Origin of the sequence: Sorangium sp. So ce362 (assembly GCF_051519845.1) — a bacterium.
In the GTDB taxonomy this organism is placed as follows: Bacteria; Myxococcota_A; Polyangia; order Polyangiales; family Polyangiaceae; genus Sorangium.
Window position 1 is genome coordinate 11,770,276 of sequence record NZ_CP150332.1, and the last position, 22,160, is coordinate 11,792,435.

Consider the following 22,160-nt stretch of genomic DNA (forward strand, 5'->3'; position numbering starts at 1 on the left):
GGCGCATGCGCGCCAGCCCGCGCAGCGGCACGACCAGCCCGCGCAGCGGCACGACCAGCCCGCGCAGCGGCAGGCCCGCGCCGCGCGGGCCGGCGACGTCACCGCCGATCGAAGATCCCGGTATTCATCTGTTCCCGCCGGCAGTAGACTCCAGGCTCTGCGTCCCGCAGACGCGCTTCCCAGGCTGATTCCCAGCGGGATCCGTTGCTGAGGAGCAAGGAAATGAACCCGCTCGTCCCCGACTTCATCATCCAGCAAGACGCTCTCGGCAACACCGAGGGCAGCTTCACGGGGGCGGTGCTGATGATCGACATCCCCGGCTTCACCGAGCTCACGGAGAAGCTGATGCAGCACGGGCGCGCGGGCGCTGAGACGCTCGCGGGCACGCTCCGGTACTACTTCGACCCGCTCATCGCCGCGGTCCACCACGCCGGAGGCTTCATCACGAACTTCGCGGGCGACGCGTTCACGGCGCTGTTCCAGGACACGCCGGACCGCAAGGTCGCGGAGTACGTGCTCGGCGCGGCGCTCTCGATGCGCGATCTCTTCGCCGAGCACCCCGAGCGCGACACGCCCTTCGGCAGCTTCCCGTTCTCGTTCCGGATGGGGCTCGCGTGGGGCTCGGTCGAGTGGGGCATCGTCCGCATCTCCCCGGAGCGCGCTTACTACCACTTCCACGGGCAGGCGCTCGCCGCGTGCGTCGCGATCGAGCGGCAGGCGCAGAAGGGGGACATCCTCCTCGACCGCGCGCTCTGCGATCGCATCCCGCCCGCGAGCGCGAAGTACCACGGCGAGGGCGTCTACAAGCTCGGCGACGTGCCGGCGCCCAGGATGCCGCAGGTCCCGAGGAACCCGCCGCGCGGCGAGGGCACCTCCTTCGTGGCGAGGGGCGTCGCCGACATGCCCCCGGAGGGCGAGTTCCGCAACGTCACGAGCGTCTTCCTCTCGTTCGAGCAGATCCCGAGCTTCGCCGAGCTCACGCGCCTCCTCCACGAGCTCTCGGAGCTCTACGGCGGCACCTTCACCGGCATCGACGCGGGCGATCTCGGCATCGCCGCGCTGATCCACTTCGGCGCCCCGATCACCCACGAGAACGACAACGATCGCGCGCTCGACTTCGCGCTGGAGCTGAAGAAGCGCGGCCTCCGGCAGATGCGCCTCCGCGCGGGGATCACGCGCGACGTCCGCTACGCCGGCTTCAACGGCGGCACCGAGCGCAACGAGTTCGCGTGCATCGGCCGCGCGACGAACCTCGCCGCGCGCCTCGTCGCGAAGGCCCCCTGGTCGGCGATCTGGGCCGACGAGCAGGTCTTCCGCGCCGGCGAGACGAGCTACCAGTGGACGACGGAGAACATCTTCCGGTTCAAGGGCTTCGACCTGCCCATCCTCGTCTACTCGCTGGAGCGCCGCCGCATCTCGGTCCAGAAGGAGTTCTACGACCTCGGCCTCATCGGCCGCGAGGCGGAGATCGAGCAGCTCGCGCGCTACGTCGGGCCGATCTTCGAGGGCAAGCCGGCCGGGATCACCTACATCGACGGCGAGCCGGGGCTCGGGAAGAGCTACCTCGTGCAGCGCTTCCGCCACCGGTGCGAGGAGCACCAGACCGACCGGCCCTTCCTGTGGATCGACGCGCGCTGCGATCAGACGCTCCAGAGCTCGCTGAACGCGTTCGAGTTCGCGCTGAAGGAGTACTTCTGGGAGTCCTCCGCGCTCGGCAAGGAAGAGAAGCTCACGAACTTCGACGACGCGTTCGAGTACCTCCTCGAGCGGCTGCCCGAGAGCCAGGCCGCGCTGAAGCGCGAGCTCGACCGCGCGCGCTCGGTGTTCGCCGCGCTCATCGGCATCCGCTGGGAGGACTCGCCGTACGAGCGCCTGCACCCGAAGCTCCGGTACACGAGCACGCTCTCGGCGCTGAGCTTCGTGTTCCTCGCCGAGGCGTCGCTCCAGCCGGTGATCCTGCACCTCGAGGACGCGCACTGGGCCGACGAGGACTCGCTCGAGGCGGTGCGCGTGATCGCGCGCGCGTGCCGGGGGCTGCCGATCGCGATCATCTGCACGACGCGGCGCAAGGATGACGGCACCCCGGTGCGCATCCCGCTCGATCCCGGCATCTCCGAGAAGGTGATCGAGCTGAAGCCGCTGCCGCGCGAGCAGCTCCTCGCGCTCGCGGTCCCGTTCTTCGGCGGCCCGATGCCGGACATGCTCGCGACGCTCCTCTGCGAGACGGCGGGCGGCAACCCGTTCTTCGCGCAGGAGATCCTCGCCTACTGGCTCGAGGACGGGCGCTACGGCTCGAGCTCGAGCTCCATCTCGATCTCGAACACGTTCATGCCGCCGAAGAACGTGAACAGCCTGCTCATCTCGCGGCTCGACCGGCTCGACGCGAAGGTGAAGCAGACGATCGTCGCCGCGGCCGTCCTCGGGCGCGAGTTCGACCTGCGCGTGCTCGCGCTGATGCTCCCCGACGCCGCCGTGCTCGAGGAGCACGTGCGCATCGGCGAGGCGCAGTGCATCTGGTCGCAGATGACGGAGCGGCGCTTCCAGTTCAGCAACGCGCTCCTCCGCAACGCGGCCTACGAGATGCAGTCGCGCGCGCGCCTGCAGGAGCTCCACCGGCTCGCCGCCGAGGCGATCGAGAGCCTGTACGGCGACGACCTCGAGGACCAGCTCGTGGCGCTCGGGCGCCACTGGCGCCGCGCGGGCAAGGTGGATCACGCGCGCCGCTACTTCCTCGCGGGCGCGCGCAAGGCGGCCGCGCGCTACGCCCACGAGGAGGCGACGCGCCTCTACCGCGTCTACTTCAAGCTCTCGCCGGAGCCGACGCCCGAGAGCGTCGTCGTGCGCTACGAGTTCGCCCGCGACGTCCTCGAGGCGAGGGGGCGGTACCAGGAGGCGCGGCAGGAGCACATCCGCGTGCTCACCGACGCGCAGAAGCTCGGCGATCGCGGGTCGGAGTCGCTCGGCTTCCTCGGCCTGGGCCGCACGCACTGGGCGATGCAGCAGCCCGACGACGCGCGCACGTACTGGGAAGAGGGGCTGCGCGCCGCGCGCGAGGCGGGCAACCTGCCGACCGAGGGGCTCACGCTCGCGAGCTTCGGGATGGCCTACGCCGTCCAGGGCCGATACGACGCCGCCCGCACGCTCTACGCGCGCGCGATCGCGGTCGAGCGGCAGATCGGCAACCGGCGCGAGGAGGCGAGGCTCCTCGCCGAGTTCGCGAAGCTGCACCGGCTGAGCGGCCACCCCGGCGAGGCGGAGGCCCTGCAGGAGCAGGCTGCGGCGATCGAGCGTGAGCTGGGTGCCTCTTGAGCCGGCGCGGGGGGCCGCGGTGCCCCCCGCCCGCCACGCCGCCAGCATCGTCGTCGCGACCCTCGCTGCCGCATACCTGCCCGGCTGCAGAATCGCTATGCTCGGCTCGCCTGCGGAGCGGCGCTAGCGCCGCTCCGGCCTAGAGCGGCGCGGATTTCGCCACATCGTCCGAGAGGTCTCTCAAGAGCATGACACAGCAGGAAGCAGGGGACGTTGCGGAGCCGGTGCGCGAGGAGCAGCGCGGGTCGGCGAAGCGGCTCAAGCTGGTCCAGGCGGCCCTGGCGGCCGCGGTCTCGGGGACGCTGGTCGTCACCTTCGACATCTCGCTGGCCGCGCTCGTGTTCACGCACGACTTCGCGGACCGGCTGTCGAAGGGGATCGGGATCTTCCTTGTCAGCTCGGTGATCGTCGGGGTGATCGTCGCCCTCCTCAGCTCCTTCCGCCCCGTCATCGCCGCCCCGCAGGAGGACGCCGCCGTCATCTTCGCCTCGATGGCCTCGGCCATCGCGGCGGGCGTCCACAAGATCGACCCGAACGCCGACGCGTTCCCGACGGTGATCGTCGCGATCGCGCTCACGTCGGTCGTCGCCGGCGGCTTCTTCCTGCTGCTCGGCATACTCCGCCTCGGGGTGCTCGTCCGCTTCATCCCCTATCCCGTGGCCGGCGGCTTCCTCGCCGGCGCCGGATGGTTGCTCGTCCAGGGGTCGCTCTCGGTCATGTCCGGCAAGCCGGCCACGCTGAACATGCTCCCCCACCTGTTCTCGAGCTCGCTGGACAAGGTCCTCACCGGCCTCGTGTTCGGCGTGCTCCTCGTGGCGCTCCTCCGGCGCTACACGAACCTGCTGCTCCTGCCGATCCTGCTCGTCGGGTCGACCGGCGTCTTCTACCTGATCCTCTACATCTCCGACTCCAACGTGACGCAGGCCTTCGCGGACGGGTGGCTCCTCGGGCCGTTCCCGCGCGAGGCGCTCTGGCCTCCCGTGGAGGTCGCCGACCTCAAGCAGGTGAACTGGCCGGTCCTGTTCGACAGCGGCGGCAACATGGTGGCGGTGACGGTCATGGCGGCCATCACCGTGCTCCTGAGCGCGTCCGGCGTGGAGCTCGCCACCGAGCAGGAGATCGACCTCGATCGAGAGCTGCGGGCCACCGGGGTCGCGAACATCGTCGGGAGCATGTTCGGGTGCGTCGTCGGGTACATGTCGATGCCCGAGTCGTCGATGAACTTCAAGACCGGCGCGAACACCCGGCTCGCGGGCCTCTTCGCGGCGTCGATCAGCGCCCTCGTGCTGGTCATCGGCGCCGACGCGATCAGCTATTACCCGCGCCCGGTGCTCGGGGGGCTCATCGCGTACCTCGGCTTCCACTTCCTGATCAACACGCTGTACGAGGGCTATTTCCGGCTGCGCCGGACCGAGTACCTCGTCGTGGTGCTCATCCTCCTCGTCGTCGCCGTCTGGGGCTTCCTCCTCGGCGTCGCCGTGGGGCTCGGGGTGTCGCTCATCCTGTTCGCGCTCAGCTACAGCCGCATCGAGGTGATCCGCAACGCCATCTCCGGCCTGCACCTCCGCAGCAACGTGGCCCGCAGCGACGGCGAGGAGATGACGCTGCTGGAGCGAGCCAAGCAGCTGTACATCCTCCAGCTCCAGGGCTATGTCTTCTTCGGGACGGCGTACAACCTCCTCGTCAGCGCTCAGCAGCGCATCCAGAGCACGGACGGGGAGATACGGTATCTGCTCCTCGACTTCCGGCACGTCAACGGGCTCGACTCCTCGGCCATCGCCAGCTTCCTCCGGCTCCGCCGGCTGGCGAAGGCGAACGGCGTGAGGCTCATCCTCACCGAGGTCCCGGCGGACATCAGAAACCACCTCGAGCGCGGCGAGGTCGTGATCGAGAACGACGACCAGTGCCGGATCTACCCGGATCTGGACCGCGGCTTGGAGGCGTGTGAGAACGAGATCATCCAGGAGGCGCCCCCGAGCATGCTGCCGCCGCCCATGCTCTTCTACGACCTCCAGGATGTCTTCAACGGCAGGCCGGAGATGCTCCGCTTTCTTAGCTACCTGGAGCGCGTCGAGGTCCCCGCGGGGTTCGACCTGTTCCGGCAAGGGGACATCTCGAAGGACCTATACCTCATCGAGGGCGGTGAGCTGACGGCGTGGCTCGAGATCGACGGGAAGAAGATAAAGCGGCTCCGCACCATGGGACCGGGCTCGGTGGTCGGGGAGTCAGGGCTTTACATGGGCGAGAAACGTTCTGCGACGGTGACCGCGAGCCGCCAGGTCACGCTCTACAGGCTGTCGGAGGAGGCGCTTCAGCGGCTCACCGCCGAGGCGCCCGAGCTGGCAGCCGCGTTTCACCACTTCGTGGTCACGTTGCTCGCGCGCCGAATCGTCCACTCGACTGGTCCTGTCAAATCATTGTTCAACTAGAGCGAAGAACGTCCAGTCACGCCGCGTTCCCGCGAGATGCCTTGAACAAGAAGGAGAAAGGACTGACTGATGCAATACAGACGTAGACCCCTGGTGCTTGTTTCGGTGCTGCTGGGGGTCCTTTCGCTCATGGCTTGCTCCAAGAAGGAGCCCCCGCCGGCGGGGCAGGACCCTGGAGCCGGCGCCAAACCAGCCGCGCCCGCCGAAGTAGGCGAGCTGAACCTGCTGATCTTCCCAGACTATATCGATGAGAAGATCGTCAAGGATTTCGAGGTTCTGACCAAGGCCCAGGTGCGGCTGACCCGATACGACTCCACCGAGGAGATGGAGAGCAAGCTGGCCTACGCGGGCGCGGAGAGCCAGTACGACGTCGTGATCATGGCCAGCCAGATCCTGCCCAGGATGGTGCGGCGCGGCCTGGTCAAGCCGCTGGAGCACGCGCAGATCCCGAACCTCAAGAACCTCGAGCCGCGGTTCTCCGGGGCCGGGTTCGACGACGGCAACAAGCACGGCGTGCCGTACCAGTGGGGCACCGTCGGCATCGTCTACAACAAGAAGAAGCTGCCCAACCTCGATCCTTCGTGGTCGGTGCTGCTCGATCCGAAGAAGGTGGCCGGTACGTTCGTGCTGCTCGACGAGCAGCGGGACATGCTCGGCTCGGTGCTCAAGTACAAGGGGTTCTCGAGCAACACCACGAACGCGGACGAGATCCGCGAGGCCGGGACCGTCCTCAAGGACGTGAAGAAGCAGCCGAAGTGCCTCGGGTTCAAGGGCGGCGTGGGCGCCATGGAGGATGTCAGGGCGGGCTCCGTCGACATGGCGGTCGTCTGGAACGGGGACGCGCAGAAGGCCATCCAGGCGGACAAGGACCGCCTCGCCTTCGTGATCCCGAAGGAGGGCTCCGTCATCTGGGTCGACGTGATGACGATCGCGGCGAAGGCGCCTCACCCTGAGCTGGCCCACAAGTTCATCAATCACGTGCTCACGCCGGAGGGTGGCGCGCAGCTCTCGCTGTACACAAAGTACGCGTCGCCCAACGCCGCAGCGCAGGGCAAGCTGCCGCCGGAAGACCGCACGAACACGCTCATCTATCCGACGAAAGAGGTGTCGGATCGCCTCGAGCACCACCGCGACCTGGGCGAAGCGGCCAAGGTGTTTGACGAGGTCTGGACGGAAGTGAAGTCCCAGTGACTTCGCCGTGCCGTCGTCATCGATGGCAGCGCGGCGCGCCACCGCGGGCTCAGGGAGGCACCTGCGCCCACGTGGACGGACACGCACCCTCTGTAAAGTCTCCTCTCTGACCCTCCGAGACCAGCGGCGTGTGGGATCTGCTTCGGTCCCAGCGCCTCGTGTGAGGCGGAGCGCGACCTCGTGTGCGGCGCGCGGCGCGGACCGCTGGTCGGCGCCTGCGTGCGGTGCGTGCGGTGCGCATCGCACGCAGGCGCCGAGCCTGGATGCACAGTGGACACAATCGGAACGCGCGCCGTGAGATTACCGCACGATGCCGCGGAACGATGATAGGCTGGGCGTTATACCTGGGAGAAGCCCCTGATGAGCAGCCCTCTCGACCTTCCGTTTGCCGTTCATCCTCGTATCGAGACAGAACGCCTTGTACTGCGTGAGATCCAGGAATCCGATGCTGAGGCCCTGTTCTCCGTCTGTTCGGACGCTGAGTGGCTGAGGCTATGGGGCGCTCCCGTTCACAGAGAGGTCGCCGATACTCGGAAAATGATCGGCATGCTCAAGCGTGCGCACCAGGAGGGCTCGCAGCTCCGATGGGGTATCAGCATCCGGGGATCGGAGCACCTGATCGGCGCCGTAGGGTTCTATCGCTTCCTGATGCCGCACTATCGCGCCGAGATCACCTACGAGCAGGCGCGCACGTCGAGCGGCAAGGGGTACATGACGGAGGCGCTGCGCGCGGTCGTGCGGTTCGGGTTCGAGCAGCTCGACCTGCACACGATCGAGGCGGGCATCGACCCCGGGCACGGGCCCTCGCTCCGGGTCGCTGAGCGGCTCGGCTTCCAGCGGGAAGGGTACCTCCGGGAGAACTACTTCTTCCAGGGGAGTTTCTACGACACCATCCTGTGTACGCTGTTCAGCCCGAAGGCGGGGCAGCGGCCCTACAACAAGTAGCGGGGCTCCTGGTGGTTCTGTAGGATCTCAGGTCCGCTCGATGTGCCCGGCCCCCGGCGAGGGGGGTCGTCGCGCGGGGCGGGCGGTGGGCCGAACTCGCCTGGGGCGTCCTGTCCCCGTCGTGCGATGCACGACGGAGACAGGACGCCATTCGGGCTCAAACATCGGCCCATCGCCCACCCCGCGCGACGACCCCCCTCGCCGGGGGCCTGCCGTTTGTCCATGGAATGACCGTCCTCGGCGCCGGCAGACGTCGACGAGCGCGGGCGCCGCTTGACGGTGCGTGCCGCTCGCCTCCGCCTTCGGCGCTGGCAGGCGTCGATGAGCGTGGGCACCGCTTGATGGTGGGTGGTGCGGTCATTTGCCAAGAGAGATTCCACATGAAGGCGGGAAGGTGGGAAGATCATTCAGGTTTTCTTCCCGCCTTCCCGCCTTACTGTTCAAATGACTGCACTACCTGATGGTGCGTGCCGCTCGCTTTCGCCTTCGGCGCTGGCAGGCGTCGACGAGCGCCGGGGGCGCTCGACGGTGCGGGCTGCTGGCTTCCGCCTGGCGGGGATGATCTCGGGGGGACAAAAAGACAGCGCCCCTCCGCTGGAAGGGGAGGGGCGCTTCGCGATGCAGGCAGCTGGCGAGGCCAGCGCCCGCGGTTCTCAGAGGCTCATGTTGAGCGAGGCGAGGAACGTACGGCCGTTCTGAGGCATCTTGGCGATCGTGTACTGCGCGGCCGTGGGCGCCGTGTAGCGCCAGTCGCCGACGTTGTAGACGCCGACGTTGTACCGGAGCCCGCCGACCTCCAGCTGCCCGGAGACCACGATGTCCCAGATCACCGCCGGCTCGGTCTTGGTCTGATTAGGCACGCCGTCCGGCGGAGGTGTCTCGCCCTCGTACGTCTTCACGTTGCGGTCGAACCGCGGCGCCTCGACCGTCAATCGCGACGCCAGGACGACCGCCTTCCCGAAGAGCGGGGCCGCGCCGCGGACCGATCCCATGTGCTCCGGTGAGTTCGGGACCTGGCGCAGCTTGTCCACGCCGTCCTCTTCCAGGTACTGCGCCTTCGCGTAGGAGTACGAGGCCGAGGCCATCCATCCCTGCCGCCACTCGCGGCGCAGCTCAGCCTCGCCGCCCACGACGAGGATGGGGTCCCCGGTGTTCCTGTATTGCGTCGGATCATCCACTGGGATCCCGCTCCCCTGCTGGAAGATCAAGTTGTCGAGGTGGTTCACGTAAGCGGCAGCGAGCATCGATACCGTGGAGGAGAGCCGGTGCGTGAACTCGATCTCTCCCGACCAGACAAATTCGGGCACGAGATCGTCCCCCTGCTTGTAGGTCACGTCAACACCCGTCCCGGCTTCGTTGAGCAAGGCGTACCCGTAGAACATCTCCTGGATGGACGGCGCCCGGAACGCGCGGCCGCCGGTGATCTTCAGGTTACCCTGCTCGTACGGCTTGGCGATGAGCGCGATCCGAGGACTCGGCACGACCTCGCCGAGCGTCGAGTAGTAGTCGAAGCGAGAGCCTGCCGAGATGCGGAGCCGCTCCGACGGGGTGATGTCGACGAGCGCGTACCCGGCGAAGATATTGTAAGGACGCTTGTCCTCTCGGTCCATTTTCGCGAGCTCGTCCGCCGCCTGCGACTCATTCAGACCCTCCAGGTTTGGCAGCGGCAGGTAAATGAACTCGTAGCACCCGGTGCCGTCGCAGACCGTGTCCAGGCCGCGCTGCGTGGCCTGGAAATGTATTTGTGCCTCGGCGCCAACGGTGACCTTCACCTGGGAGATCGGGCTGAACTCGACCCGCTGCTCCGCCAGAAGCCAGAGACCGTTGAAGTCTTCCTGGTCATGGATCTTGTCGAACCCCGGCGGCATCAACGCCGAGTCCGGGTCGTACCAGAGTTTGTCGCGGAAATTGTACCAGTTGAAGCTCGCGCGGGTGAGCGTCGCCAGTTTGTCTCCGAAGCGCGGCGCTAGCGAGAGCTCAACGAACCCGCGGGTGTCTCGATAGGTGGTATTGTCGCCGCCAAGCTGAGTCGTGGCGACGCCGTTCGGGAGCGTCTTCCAGCGGGAGTTCAGGTACGCCTGCGCCGAGAACGACTTCATCCAGAGCCGGCCCTGGAATGTCCCGACGTTGAACTTGTCCGTATCCCGGGCATACCCGTCGAAGCTGGGGGTCGTATAGTGCTCCCTGTAGTCGCCGAAATAATAGTCGCGCCCGAGGCTGCGCCCGGCGGCGGCCGACATCCAGAAGCCGGAGTCGCGCCCGAGCGGCATCTGGGCCGACACGCGGCCTCGGATCAACCCGTTGTCCGCCGTGCCCACGCCGAAGCCGACGCTGGTCGCCGTCGGGCGGCCCTTGGTCACGATGTTGACGACGCCGGAGAACGCGCCCGTACCGTAGAGGACCGAGCCGGGACCTCGCACGATCTCGATCCGCTCCACGTCCTCGAGGTCTGTCCGGGCCAGGTAGTCGAAGTACGACAGGTTGACCCAGCTGTCGTTCATCGAGTGACCGTTGAGCAGGGTCAGCATGCGGTTGCCGAAGTCGCCCGGCAGGTTGATCCCGCGGACGCCCGCGAAGGTGTACGCGCCGTCGTACGTCGTGAAGACGCCGCGCGTGCCCCTCAGGGCCTCCGCGACGGTGGGATAACCCATCGCGCGCAGCTCCGACCCGGGGATGATGGTGACCGAGCCCGGCGCGTCCTCGACGGCCTCCGCCGAACGAGACGCGGCCTCGACCTCCTCGAGCTGGCGGAGCGAGATGTCGATGCGGGTCTGCTGGCTCGCCACGACGTTCGCGACCTGCTCCACAGGGCGGAACCCGCGCAGCGAGACGCGCACCCGGCGCTGGCCGCTCTGCACGTTGAGCACCGCCGGCGTGAAGCCCATCGGCTTGCCGTCGACCTCGACGAGCGCGTCGCGCTCGTCCGCGTTGACCACCAGGCTGCCGGTGAGCGGGTTGAGACGGTAACGCGCGGTCACCGTGCTCGCGGCCCCGACGTTCACGTCCTGCTCCGACGGCTGATACCCCTCCTGCGAGAGGTACAGGCGATGCCGGCCAGGCGGCAGCGTGAGATCGCACGGCGCGGTGCACGCCGGCGGACCGCTCGCGTCGTTGATGCGCACCGTCGTGCCCGCCGTCTCGCCGACCACGCGCACCGTGCCGACGATGCGCTTCAGCTTGATCGCGACGTTCGTCTGCTCGCCGACCTTCGCCTCGACGTTCTCGACCTCCGCCGGCTCGTATCCCTCGAGGTCGACGATGATCTTGTGCTTGCCAGGCTGGAAGCCGAGCAGGCGGGGCGTGTTGCCGCGCCCGCCGAGATCGCGGCGGTTGATGTACACCGTCGCTCCGGGCGGGTCCGACGTCACGTTGATGACAGAGACGTTTGGCCGGATGCGCGCGAGCGCCTCCTCGATCGCGGGCCTGCGCGCGGCGTTTGGCTCGAGATCGAGCGCCTGAACGTAGTAGCGGAACGCGTCCGGGTACTCCTGGAGCGCCTCGTACGTTCGAGCGATGTTGAAGATGACGTTGCGGTTTGGCACGAGACGGTTCGACACCAGGAAGTGCTCCAGGGCGCCCCGGTAATCGCGTGCTGAATAACGCTCCGTGGCGATCCTGAAGTGTAGATCGGCCTCGTCGGCCAGATCGTCCGCCCAGGCAGGCCGACCGGAGAATGTGAGGAGTGAAACGAGTATGAGTAGGAGTGCGGAACGACGAAAGCTCATCTTTCGATCTCGATTCCCAGCGGTCGTAGTGTGGAGCGGAAGGCGCCGTCCGCCGGGTCCAGCAGTGACGCTGAGACACGGCGAGCTTGGGACGAATAGCCGCATTGCCGGGTCAGCTTACCGTAAGCCGTGGGCCGATCCAACCTGTTCGCACAAGCGGTCGATGCCTCCTCCTCCACGTGGACGTCGCTGTGTAGGCGCTTCTGCGCGGCGGGCCTGATAGCGTGAGCAAGACCCAGCGGCGCGGCGCGCACGGAGCGCGGCGCGCGTGGGGATCTCGTCGTGGATGTTCGCGCATCCGAGCGCCGGAAGGCAAGCGACCCGAGGTCGCGCTCGCTCGCGCGCCGCGCCATCGCCCGGGCCCGGTCACAGCGCGCTGGATGCGCCGCCGCCACATGCATAAGCGCTCGTGAGGCGCCGCGCGGAGGCGCCGGCGCCCGCGCCGCCCGCGGGAGCGGCGCGGGCCCCTCAGCGGCCGCGCGGCTCGATCTCGAGCTCGGCCGTGGCGCGGAGGCGACAGCTCAATCGTGCCGCCAGCGGGTCATCCGCTCCAGCATGATGATGAACACGATCACCCCGAACACGAGGAGCGTTGAAATCGCGAACAGGTCCGTCCGCATCCCTCGCACCTGAGAGTGATAGACGAAGAGCGGGAGCGTGACCGAGCGCGGGCCGGACGTGAAAAAGCTGATCACGAAGTCGTTGAGCGACATCGTGAACGCGAGCATCGCGCCCCCCACGATCGCCGGCCACAGGAGGGGGAGCGTGACCCTGCGGAAGTGGATCCAGGACGAGGCGTAGAGATCCATCGCGGCCTCGCTCAGCGTCGGTCCGATGGAGATGAGGCGGCTGCGGACGATGAGCGTGACGAACGCGATCTCGAACGTCACGTGGCCGATGATCATCGTCGTCATGCCCAGATCGAACCAGTCCACCACCCGGCGGAGCAGGTTGAACGCCATGACCAGCACCGCCGCGAACGTGATGTCCGGAGCGACCGCCGGGATGTCCACGATCGACTCGAGCAGGCGGCTCACGGAGCTCGTCCACGGAAAGCGCATCCCGAGCGCGAGCAGCGTCCCGAGGATCGTCGAGATGACCGTCGAGGCGCCGCCGAGCAGCAAGGTGTTCACGGCCACCTCGCGGATCTCCCTCGCGCGCCGGCTCGTCTCGGGATCGGCGAAGAGCTCGATGTACCAGCGCACCGAGAAGCCCGTCCAGACCAGGCCCCGCTCCGCGGCGTTGAACGAGTACATGGCGACCGCGAGCAGCGGCACGTAGAGGAGCCCGAAGCCGAGGAAGGCGGCGACGGTCGTCAGCGCGCGCCAGGGACCGCGGCCGCTGTTCACAGGATCTCCACGGAGCGCCCATTTCGACGGTACAGCGAGACGCCGCCCAGGGTCAGGATGATGAGCAGGAGGCTCAGCGCCGCGCCATAGGGGATGTTCCGGCCCGGGCCGAACTGGTGCTGGATCAGGTTGCCTATCAGCCAGTGCTTCGCGCCGCCGAGCATGTCGCTCACCACGAAGACGCTCATCGCAGGGACGAACGTCAGGATCACGGCGACGCTGAGGCCGGGCAGGGTCTGGGGCAAGATCGCGGCGAAGAAGACGCGGAGCCGCGAGGCGTAGAGGTCCTGCGCCGCCTCGACGAGCGACCAGTCGAGGCGGTCGATGCTCGTGTAGAGGGGGACCACCGCGAACGGGAGCGAGGCCGCGACGAGGCCGAGCGCGACCGCGGTCCAGCTGGGATAGATGTCGCGGCCGGGGTCGATCCAGCCGAGCCAGGCGGCGAGCTTGGCAGGCATCAGCTGCGCCGACAGGAGGAGCTTCCAGCTGAACGTGCGGATGACGAGGTTCGTGCAGAGCGGGACGATGACGAGCGCCAGCCAGAAGAACCGCCGGCGCCGCGAGCCGCGAGCGATGAAGAAGCCCATCGGATACGCGAGCATCACGGAGGCGCTCGTGGCGATCAGCGCGAGGACGATGCTCCGGATGAGGATGCGCGCGTTCTCGCCCGACGCGGAGCCGAAGATGCGCACGAACGACTCGAGCGTCAGCTCCCAGATCAGGACGCCGTCCGCGTCGCGCTTCATGAACGACACGACGAAGAGCGCGAGGCTCGGCAGGAGGAGGAACACGGACAGCCACGAGATGCCGCCCGCGATGAACAGGAAGCCCCGCGCGAGGAGCCTGCGCCGCGTCGTCAGCTGGCCATACCAGACCGTCGGCTCAGTCACTGAGCACCTCGAGCCGCTCGGAGGGCAGCGCGAGCCAGACGGACGAGCCGGGCGTGAGCCGCGAGCGGGGGCTGAGCTGCACGCGCAGCGGCCCGGGCTCGATGATGAGCTCCACGTGATCGCCGCGGTAGAAGCTCTCGCGCACGACGCCGCGCACGCCGTTCTCCGGCGGCTCGTTCTCGCACAGCTCGATCCACTCGGGGTGGATCGCGAGGGTGCCGAACTCCCACTGTGGCGTGGTCTGGACCCTCAGCGCGCCCACCGTCGTGAAGACGAGCGTGGCGCCGACGCGCTGCGCCGAGATGAGGTTGGCCGCGCCGAAGAACTCGGCGGCGAAGCGGCTCTGGGGCCGCTCGTACACCTCGGCCGTCACGCCCTGCTGCTCGATGCGGCCCTTGTTCATCAGCACGATCCGGTCCGAGACGGTCATCGCCTCGTCCTGATCGTGAGTGACGAGCACGAACGTCTTCCCGAGCGCGCGCTGGAGGCGGCGCAGGTCGAGCTGGACCTCGGCGCGCAGCTTGGCGTCGAGGGCCGACATCGGCTCGTCGAGCAGCAGCACCTCAGGCTCGTTGACGACCGCGCGCGCGAGCGCGACTCGCTGCTTCTGACCGCCCGAGATCTGGTGCGGATATCTCTCCCCGAGATCATCGAGCTTGAGCATCGAGAGGCTCGAGCGCACACGATCGCGCACCTCCGGGTCAGGGATGCTGCGCGACCTCAGGCCGAACGCCACGTTCTCGAACACGGTGAGATGCGGGAACAGGGCATAGTTCTGGAACACCGTGTTCACCGGCCTGCGGTTCGCCGGCAGGTGGTCAACCGCCCTGCCCGCGAGGAGGATGCGCCCCCGATCGGAGCGATCGAGCCCCGCGATGATGCGGAGCAGCGTGGTCTTTCCGCAGCCGGAAGGCCCGAGGAGCGTGACGAACTCGCCGGCCTCCGCCGTGAACGACACGTCGTTCAGTATCTGTGTCTTCCCGAAGCTCTTGCTGACATTCTCTACAACGAGGCTGCATCCCGGGTTCCGCGCGGCCTCGCTCTCGGTCGGGGGCCTCGTGATGCGCCGCGCCGATGACGAGAAGAAGTCTCTCAACCTCTGGATCACCCCAGCAAACCCTTTGCGCGTGGCGCTCTCGGAACCGCTTCCGATGCCTCGGAGCGTACTACGCAGACCATGATGCTCTCCCGTTGTCAACTGGGTGCGCGCCGGGTTGACCGGCTGAGCGGCGCGCGTCGGACCGGGTTCTTTTCGCTCGCAGGCCGGGTACGCTACCCCCCTTCCCTTGAGCGTGCCAGCTTTCTGCCGATCCGGCTCGCGGCGCGACGCATGCGCCACGCAGGCCGCGCGCGCCGCCGACGCACGCCGCGCGTCGTGTGCGCTTCCCCCGCGCACGCCGCGCGCTCAGAGGCGCCATCCGCGCGTCTTCCACGCGTCGTCCACGCACTGCTTGCCACCGCTCGGCGCCGGTGATTTCTTGGTCCACGCATGGGCCTGAGGAGCGCGAGACCTGAGTTCGGAGGCACGCGTCGCTTCCAGGTCGTTCGCGTCGTGGGGGTCGGCGGGATGGGGGTTGTCTACGAGGCCTTCGACCGCGAGCGAAAGGGGCGCGTCGCCCTCAAGATCCTCCGGAATCTGAGCGCCGATGCGCGCCTCCGGTTCAAGAACGAGTTCCGTTCGCTGCAGGACATCCAGCACCAGAACCTGGTCAGCCTCGGCGAGCTCCACGAGGAAGAGGGGCAGCTCTTCTTCACGATGGAGCTCATCCGCGGCGTCGACTTCGTGGTGCACGTGCGGCTCCACGAGGAGGGCGACGCCGGGCCGAGGGGCGAGCCCGCGAGCGGCGGGCGGCGCTCCACCCTGCCGTCGATCCCCCTCTGGCATTCGCAGGGCCCCGCGTCCGAGCCGCAGCCCCGGATCACGCGCCCCTTCCACGAGGCCCGGCTCCGCTCGGCGCTGGCGCAGCTCGCCCAGGGGCTCGCGGCGGTGCACGCGGCCTACAAGGTCCACCGCGACATCAAGCCTTCCAACGTGCTCGTCACCGCCGAAGAGCGGGTGGTCGTCCTCGACTTCGGCTTCGTCGCCGACGCGAGCGGCCCAGGGCGCGAGCACGCCGTCGTCGGGACGCTCCACTACATGGCGCCCGAGCAGGCCGAGGGGAAATCGGCCGGGCCCGAGGCGGATATCTACAGCGTGGGGGTGATGCTCTACCTCGCGCTGACCGGCGTCTATCCGTTCCAGACCGCGCCCAAGGCGGCGATGGACATGATGCGGCGGGCCGAGCCGCCGCCGCCGAGCCGGCTCGTCGAGGACATGCCGGCCGACATCGACGAGCTCTGCGTGGACATGCTCCGCATCGATCCGGCCGCCCGCCCGACGGCGCGCGACGTGCTGCGGCGGCTGCGGGTGCAGGAGCTCATCGAGGAGCCGCCCGTCCTCTCGCAGCGCATCGGCTTCGTCGGCCGGCAGAGCGAGCTCGCCGCGCTCGAGGGCGCGTTCGCCGAGGCGAAGATGGGGCGCGGGATAACGCGGTTCATCGAGGGCGAGTCGGGCGTCGGCAAGAGCGCGCTCCTGCGCCGGTTCCTGGAGCGCATCGACAAGGAGGCGCTCGTCCTCGCCGGGCGCTGCTACGAGCGCGAGGCGGTCCCCTACAAGGCGGTGGACGAGCTCATCGACGCGCTGAGCCGGCACCTCGTGCGCCGCCCTCCCGAGGAGATGAGGGCGTTCCTGCCGCCCAACGCCGGCCTGCTCGGCACGGTGTTCCCCGTGCTCCGGACGGTCCCCGCCATCACCGAGGCGCGCGCGCGGCGCAAGGCGATCGACCCGCCCGAGATCCGCGCCCTCGTCTTCACCGCCCTGCGGGAGCTGCTCGGCCGGCTCGCGGCCGAGCGGCCGCTCGTGCTCGCGATCGACGACCTCCAGTGGGCCGACGCCGACAGCGTCGCGCTGCTCTCGGAGGTGATGCGCCCGTGGACCGAGGCCGACCTCTGCGCCGCGAGCCGGCCCGGCTCGTTCGCCGGCCTCGACGGCGCCGCGCCCGCGGGCGCGCCTGTCGATCCCTCGCGCCCGCGGGCGATGATGCTCGTCGCCGCGGTGCGGACCGCATCGGAGACGGCGCCGCCGGTCTCGCGGCAGCTCGGGGTGCCGGTCGACTCGCTCGGGCACATCATCCTCCATCGCCTGTCGCTCGCGGAGGCGCAGGAGCTCTGCGTGCTGCTGCTCCGGGGCGCGCCGCTCGGTCGGCCGCTCAGCATCGAGGCGATCGCGCAGGAGGCGGGCGGCCACCCGCTGTTCATCGACGCCCTCCTGCGCCACCGGCTGGCCCAGGACAACGACGGCAGCCCGGTGCGCCTCGACGACGTCCTCTGGGCGCGGATCAGCCGGCTGGATCCACGGGCGCGCCAGCTGCTCGAGCTCGTCGTCTGCGCCGGCGTGCCGGTGCTGACGTCGGTGGCCGCGCACGCCATGGCGGCGGACTTCGTGGAGCTCACGCGGGTGCTCTCGGCCCTGCGCGCGGCGAACCTCGTGCGCACCGGCGGCTCGGGGCAGGACGAGTTCGCCGAGCCGTTCCACAACCGCATCCGGGAGACCGTGACGAGCCGGCTCGACGAGCAGACGTCGCGCAGCTGGCACGGCCGGCTCGCGCTGGCGCTGGAGGCCTCGGGGCGCGCGGAGCTCGAGGCGCTGGCCGAGCACTGGCGCGCCGCCGGGGACGCCGAGCGCGCGGCCGGCTACGCGGTGCGCGCCGGCGAGCAGGCCGAGGCCGCGTTCGCGTTCGACCACGCGGCGCGCCTCTACCGCATGGCGATCGATCTCCACCTGCCCGGCGGGGCGGAGCGGCGGGTCGTGCTCGCCAAGCTCGGCGACGCGCTGAGCAGCGCCGGCCGCGGCGCCAAGGCCGCGGAGGCCTACATGGCCGCGAGCGACGGCGCCCCGGAGGCCGAGGCGGTCGATCTCGGGCGCCGGGCCGCCGAGAACCTGCTCCGCGCCGGCTACGTCGACGCCGGCATGGCGGGCCTGCGCTCGGTGCTCGGCGCGGTGGGCATGCAGGTGCCGAAGACGCCGGAGCTCGCGGTCGCGTCGCTGATGCTGCGGCGCGCGCAGGTGCGCCTGCGCGGGCTGAACTTCGTCGAGCGGCCGGCCGACGAGGTCTCGCCGGAAGATCTCATGCGCATCGACGTCTGCTGGTCGGCCGCGATGGGGCTCGCGATCGTCGATCCCACGCGCGGCGCGGACTTCCAGGCGCGCAACCTGCTGCTCTCGCTCAAGGCGGGGGAGCCTTACCGCGTGACGCGCGCCCTCGCCTTCGAGGCGACCTACCTCGCGATCGACGGCGGCCCCTCCGCGTCGCGCGTGACCGATCTGCTCTCGACGGCGAGCGCGATCGCGGCGCGCATCGGCCGGCCCCACGCGCTCGGCCTCGTCGGGTTCGTCGGCGGCGTCACGGCCACGCTGTTCGGCCGCTGGCACCAGGGCGTGGCCGATCTCGATCGGGCGGACGTCATCTTTCGCGAGCGCTGCACCGGCGTCACGTGGGAGCGGAGCTGGGCGCACACGTTCTCGGCCTGGGCGCTCTGGTACGGCGGCGAGACGCGCGAGTTCATGCGCCGGGTCCCCATGTACCTGCAGGCGGCGGACGAGCGCGGCGACCGCTACCTCGCCACGAGCCTGCGCTCCTCGCAGAGCAACGCCTACTGGCTCGTGGGCGACGACCCCGACTCCGCGCAGCGCCAGGCGCAGGACGCGATCCGGAGCTGGTCCAAGGCGGGTTTCCAGCTGCAGAGCTACTTCGACCTCGTCGCCCGCGCGCACATCGGCCTGTACCGGGGCGACGGCCAGGCCACGCACCGCCTCTTCGCCGAGCAGCAGTCGGGCATCGAGAGCTCGCTCGCCCTGCGCATCCAGGCCGTGCGCATCATCATCACCCACCTCAGGGCCTGCGCCGCGCTGGCCGCCGCCGCCGCCGTCACGCCGGCCGACGCGGAGCCGCTGTACGAGGAGGCGACGCGCGCCGCCCGCAAGATCGAGGCCGAGCACATGCCCTGGGCCGACCCGCTCGCCGCGGCGGTGCGCGCCGCGGTCGCCGCCGCCCGCGGCCAGGCGGAGGCAGCGGGCCATCAGCTCGCCGACGCCGTCCGCGGCTTCGATGCCGCCGGCATGGCCCTCTACGCCGCGGCCGCGCGCCGCCGCCACGGCGAGCTGCTCAAGGGCGACGAGGGCCGCGCCGCCGTCGCGACGGCGAACGGCTGGATGCACGACCAGGGCATCGTGAGCCCCGATCGCATGACGAACATGCTCCTGCCCGGCTTCTAGTGCGGAGCTCACCCGCTTCGGATACGGGCCCATCTCGACGTTTTCGGTGCTCAGCGTACAGGAGTACGCTTCCGCGCCGAAAACGCCGAGCTGGACCCGTCTCCTGTGCGGGTGAGCTCCGGCTGCGGCAAGGGGGAGGGGGGATGAGCCGGCGGGGGCGCGTCAGGGCTTCACGCGCAGGATGGCCGTGCCCCGCTGCTTTCCGTAGAGCTGCTTGATCTCGATCTTGTACTCGCCCGGCGACGACGCGCTGAACTCGACCGGCGAGGCGCTCTGCGGCTTGCCGGTGGGCAGGTCGCGCAGCACGCGCTCGATGATGATCTTCCCCGAGGGGGAGCGGATCTTGATGTTGAACGGGGGCGTCGCCTCATCGTAGGCGCGGAACACGAGGCGCACGGTGTCTCCAACCGAGACCGGGGTGGTCTGGCTGATCGTCTCGATGTCGCCCTCGTTCTCCACGGTATCGGCCACCCGTCGCTCATCTCGTGAGGTACCGCACCGTGGGCCCTCGACGCTCATTGTAGACGCGTCCGGCGGAGATTCGCGAATTTGGAGCGCGCCGCCGGCCGGCGCCGCCTGCCAGAGGAGGCCGCGCGGCGGCCGCCTCCTCCGGAGGGATCACGTCCGCGACCATCGCAGGCGCGGCTGGCGCGCGGCCCGGGCCTCGTCGAGGCGACCGACCACCGTGCCGTGCGGCGCCTGCTTCACGACGTCCGGCGTCTCCTGCGCCTCCTTGAGGATGCTGAGCATCGCCGCGGCGAACTCGTCGAGGGTCTCGCGGGTCTCCGTCTCCGTCGGCTCGATCATCAGGGCGCCGGGCACGACCAGCGGGAAGTAGACCGTGGGCGCGTGGAAGCCGTAGTCGAGCAGCCGCTTCGCGATGTCGAGCGTCTTGACCCCGGTCTCCTTCTCGATCTGGCTGTCCGAGAGCACCACCTCGTGCATGCACGGCTGCGGCACCGGCGCGCTGTAGTGGTCCTTCAGCTTGGCCCAGAGGTAGCGCGCGTTCAGCACGGCGAGGCTGCTCGCCGTCGTGAGCCCCTCGCCGCCCATCTCCCGGATGTACGCGTACGCCCGGATGAACATCCCGAAGTTGCCGGTGAAGGCCCGGAGCCGCCCGACGCTCAGGGGCCGGTCGCGGTCCCACGCGAACGCGTCGCCGCGCCGCACGAGGACGGGCGACGGCTGGAACGGCTCCAGGTGCTTCTTGAAGCAGACCGGCCCGGCGCCGGGGCCTCCGCCGCCGTGCGGGGTCGTGAACGTCTTGTGCAGGTTGATGTGGATGACGTCCATGCCGACGTCACCCGGCCGCGCGTGCCCCATGATGGCGTTCGTGTTCGCGCCGTCGCCGTAGACGAGCCCCCCCTTGTCGTGGATGAGCTTGATGATCTCGGGCAGGTGCGTCTCGTACGCCCCGAGGGTGTTCGGGTTCGTGATCATCAACCCGCAGACGTCGCCGTCCGACCCGTGGCGCTCGATCGCGGCGAGGACCTGCTCGGGGTGGGTGATGCCGTCGGCGGTCTTCTCGATCCGCACGGCCACGAGCCCGTTGAGCGCGCAGCTCGCCGGGTTCGTGCCGTGGGCGCTCTCCGGGATGAAGACCTTCCGCGGCGAGCGCCCCTTCGACTCGTGGAACGCCCGCATCATCATCAGCCCCGCGAGCTCGCCCTGCGCGCCCGCCGACGGCTGCAGCGAGCAGCCGTCCATCCCGCTGATCTCGCAGAGCGCTTCCTGCAGGCGCCACATCACCTCGAGCGACCCCTGGCTGAGCTCGTCGGGCGTCATCGGGTGCAGCTTCGCGAAGCCCGGGATGCGCGCGGCCCACTCGTTGACCTTCGGGTTGTACTTCATCGTGCACGACCCGAGCGGGTACATCTGCCCGTCGATGCAGAAGTTCCACTGCGACAGCCGGACGAAGTGCCGGAAGGCCTCCGGCTCGCTCACCTCCGGCAGGCCGGCCGGCTCCTTGCGCGCGAGCGCGCCGTAGTGAGCGCCGGGATCGACGTCGGGCACGTCGAGCGGCGGGAGCGACGCGCCGGTCCTGCCCGGCGTGCCGCGCTCGAAGATGGGGGGTTCGCGGAACTGAATGCCTCGCGGCTGCGGTTGGGTCATCGGGGGCTGTTATGTCAGAGGCCGGGGGGCTCGGCAGGTGCTTCGTCGGAGGGGGAGGCGGGCGGCTCGGGCGCCCCGGACTCCTGGTTCTGGCTGTCCCAGTCGCCGCCGCCGATGTCGGCGCTGCCGGTGCCCCCGATCGACTGCAGGTCCGGCAACATGTTGCGCTGCTTGACCGCTTCCCAGGGCTCGCCGACCTCATCCTTGTTGCGGCCGATCTCGCCCACGACCTTGTCGTCGACGTTCTCGCCCTCCGGCCGCGTGTACTTGAGGTACCCCCGGCCTTCCTTCGTCGAGTTCGGCCCGATGGCGCCGATGACGTGCTCGGTCCAGGTGAACTTGATGAGATCGCCCGTCACCGTCCCGTGCAGCTCGCCCCACCGATCCTTGACCGGGCGCATCCAGCGGCCCTCCATGGAGTCGTTGTCCTGGACGAGGTGCAGGTAACCGTAGAGCTCGCTGTAATAGACGCCCGTCCAGTCGCCGCCCTCGGGCATGTCCCCAGCTTGCACCTTGGCCGTCTTGGGCGGGGGGGTCGAGCTGCAGCCCAGCGCCGTCGTCCCCAGCAGCAGGGCACAGGCGGCGCCGGCAATCCAAAGCCGTCGCGATACGTTCATGGCGGCGGAGCCTAGCACAGCACCTACCCGCACCCATACCCCCGCCATGTGCCCCGCGGCAGCGGCAGAGGAACGAACGTGCGTCACGCGCGTCACGTGCGTTACGTGCGCAACGTGAACGACATGCAGCCTACCTGCCCCGCTGAAGGAGGAGCGTAACGCACCGTTCAGCGCATCCGCGACGGCGTCAAATTTCCGCTTCGCCTCTTCGTGGACCGCGAAGCGCTGGTAAGCTTCGGAGCATGATGAAGTCCTTTGTCTGCAACCGAGGTTTTGTAA

12 protein-coding genes are annotated in these 22,160 nt (G+C 69.2%); 5 read left to right on the forward strand and 7 right to left on the reverse strand.

Going from position 1 to position 22,160, the window contains the following annotated elements; all coding sequences use genetic code 11:
* Window positions 1-222: 222 nt before the first annotated feature.
* The 4 genes from WMF17_RS45145 to WMF17_RS45160 all read left to right on the forward strand — a co-directional run bounded on the left by WMF17_RS45145 (window position 223) and on the right by WMF17_RS45160 (window position 7,874).
* Window positions 223-3,309 (forward strand): AAA family ATPase, encoded by a 3,087-nt coding sequence (locus tag WMF17_RS45145; protein WP_437647119.1) that lies wholly within the window; start codon window positions 223-225, stop codon window positions 3,307-3,309.
* Window positions 3,310-3,497: 188 nt separating this feature from the next.
* The gene (locus tag WMF17_RS45150; RefSeq protein WP_437599723.1) at window positions 3,498-5,738 is read left to right on the forward strand and encodes an SLC26A/SulP transporter family protein; all 2,241 of its coding nucleotides are present in this window, start codon (window positions 3,498-3,500) and stop codon (window positions 5,736-5,738) included.
* A gap of 129 nt (window positions 5,739-5,867) precedes the next feature.
* Window positions 5,868-6,929 (forward strand): polyamine ABC transporter substrate-binding protein, encoded by a 1,062-nt coding sequence (locus tag WMF17_RS45155; RefSeq protein WP_437599724.1) that lies wholly within the window; start codon window positions 5,868-5,870, stop codon window positions 6,927-6,929.
* Window positions 6,930-7,289: 360 nt separating this feature from the next.
* A complete protein-coding gene (locus tag WMF17_RS45160; protein ID WP_437599726.1) occupies window positions 7,290-7,874 on the forward strand; it encodes a GNAT family N-acetyltransferase in 585 nt (194 codons plus the stop codon).
* A 653-nt stretch (window positions 7,875-8,527) separates the two neighbouring features.
* Here WMF17_RS45160 and WMF17_RS45165 read toward each other — a convergent pair.
* From WMF17_RS45165 to WMF17_RS45180, 4 genes are all read right to left on the reverse strand, one after another.
* Window positions 8,528-11,431 (reverse strand): TonB-dependent receptor domain-containing protein, encoded by a 2,904-nt coding sequence (locus tag WMF17_RS45165; protein ID WP_437647121.1) that lies wholly within the window; start codon window positions 11,429-11,431, stop codon window positions 8,528-8,530.
* A 689-nt stretch (window positions 11,432-12,120) separates the two neighbouring features.
* The gene (locus WMF17_RS45170) at window positions 12,121-12,948 is read right to left on the reverse strand and encodes an ABC transporter permease (RefSeq protein WP_437599728.1); all 828 of its coding nucleotides are present in this window, start codon (window positions 12,946-12,948) and stop codon (window positions 12,121-12,123) included.
* On the reverse strand, window positions 12,945-13,838 hold the full coding sequence (locus WMF17_RS45175; RefSeq protein ID WP_437599729.1) for an ABC transporter permease: 894 nt from the start codon (window positions 13,836-13,838) through the stop codon (window positions 12,945-12,947). Before WMF17_RS45175 ends, WMF17_RS45170 begins: the two co-directional genes overlap by 4 nt.
* Entirely contained in the window at window positions 13,831-14,946 is a 1,116-nt protein-coding gene (locus tag WMF17_RS45180) for an ABC transporter ATP-binding protein (RefSeq protein WP_437599730.1), read from the reverse strand. The genes WMF17_RS45175 and WMF17_RS45180 overlap by 8 nt, the downstream gene beginning before the upstream one ends.
* Before the next feature lie 381 nt (window positions 14,947-15,327).
* On the opposite strand from WMF17_RS45180, the gene WMF17_RS45185 reads away from it, so the two are divergent.
* Entirely contained in the window at window positions 15,328-19,152 is a 3,825-nt protein-coding gene (locus WMF17_RS45185) for a serine/threonine-protein kinase (RefSeq protein WP_437599731.1), read from the forward strand.
* Window positions 19,153-19,314: 162 nt separating this feature from the next.
* Here WMF17_RS45185 and WMF17_RS45190 read toward each other — a convergent pair whose 3' ends face one another.
* The 3 genes from WMF17_RS45190 to WMF17_RS45200 form a co-directional block, all read right to left on the reverse strand.
* Entirely contained in the window at window positions 19,315-19,623 is a 309-nt protein-coding gene (locus tag WMF17_RS45190; protein WP_437599732.1) for a hypothetical protein, read from the reverse strand.
* A gap of 147 nt (window positions 19,624-19,770) precedes the next feature.
* Complete coding sequence (gene gcvPB, locus WMF17_RS45195) at window positions 19,771-21,264, reverse strand: aminomethyl-transferring glycine dehydrogenase subunit GcvPB (RefSeq protein ID WP_437599733.1); 1,494 nt, start codon at window positions 21,262-21,264, stop codon at window positions 19,771-19,773.
* Window positions 21,265-21,278: 14 nt separating this feature from the next.
* Window positions 21,279-21,881, reverse strand: a complete 603-nt coding sequence (locus WMF17_RS45200; protein WP_437599734.1) for a hypothetical protein — start codon at window positions 21,879-21,881, stop codon at window positions 21,279-21,281.
* Window positions 21,882-22,160: the final 279 nt, after the last annotated feature.

Coding starts and splice junctions, on each gene's coding strand:
- WMF17_RS45145 (WP_437647119.1), top strand. CDS start 223: ATGAACCCGCTCGTCCCCGACTTCATCATCCAGCAAGACGCTCTCGGC.
- WMF17_RS45150 (WP_437599723.1), top strand. CDS start 3,498: ATGACACAGCAGGAAGCAGGGGACGTTGCGGAGCCGGTGCGCGAGGAG.
- WMF17_RS45155 (WP_437599724.1), top strand. CDS start 5,868: ATGGCTTGCTCCAAGAAGGAGCCCCCGCCGGCGGGGCAGGACCCTGGA.
- WMF17_RS45160 (WP_437599726.1), top strand. CDS start 7,290: ATGAGCAGCCCTCTCGACCTTCCGTTTGCCGTTCATCCTCGTATCGAG.
- WMF17_RS45185 (WP_437599731.1), top strand. CDS start 15,328: ATGGGCCTGAGGAGCGCGAGACCTGAGTTCGGAGGCACGCGTCGCTTC.
- gcvPB (WP_437599733.1), bottom strand. CDS start 21,264: ATGACCCAACCGCAGCCGCGAGGCATTCAGTTCCGCGAACCCCCCATC.
- WMF17_RS45200 (WP_437599734.1), bottom strand. CDS start 21,881: ATGAACGTATCGCGACGGCTTTGGATTGCCGGCGCCGCCTGTGCCCTG.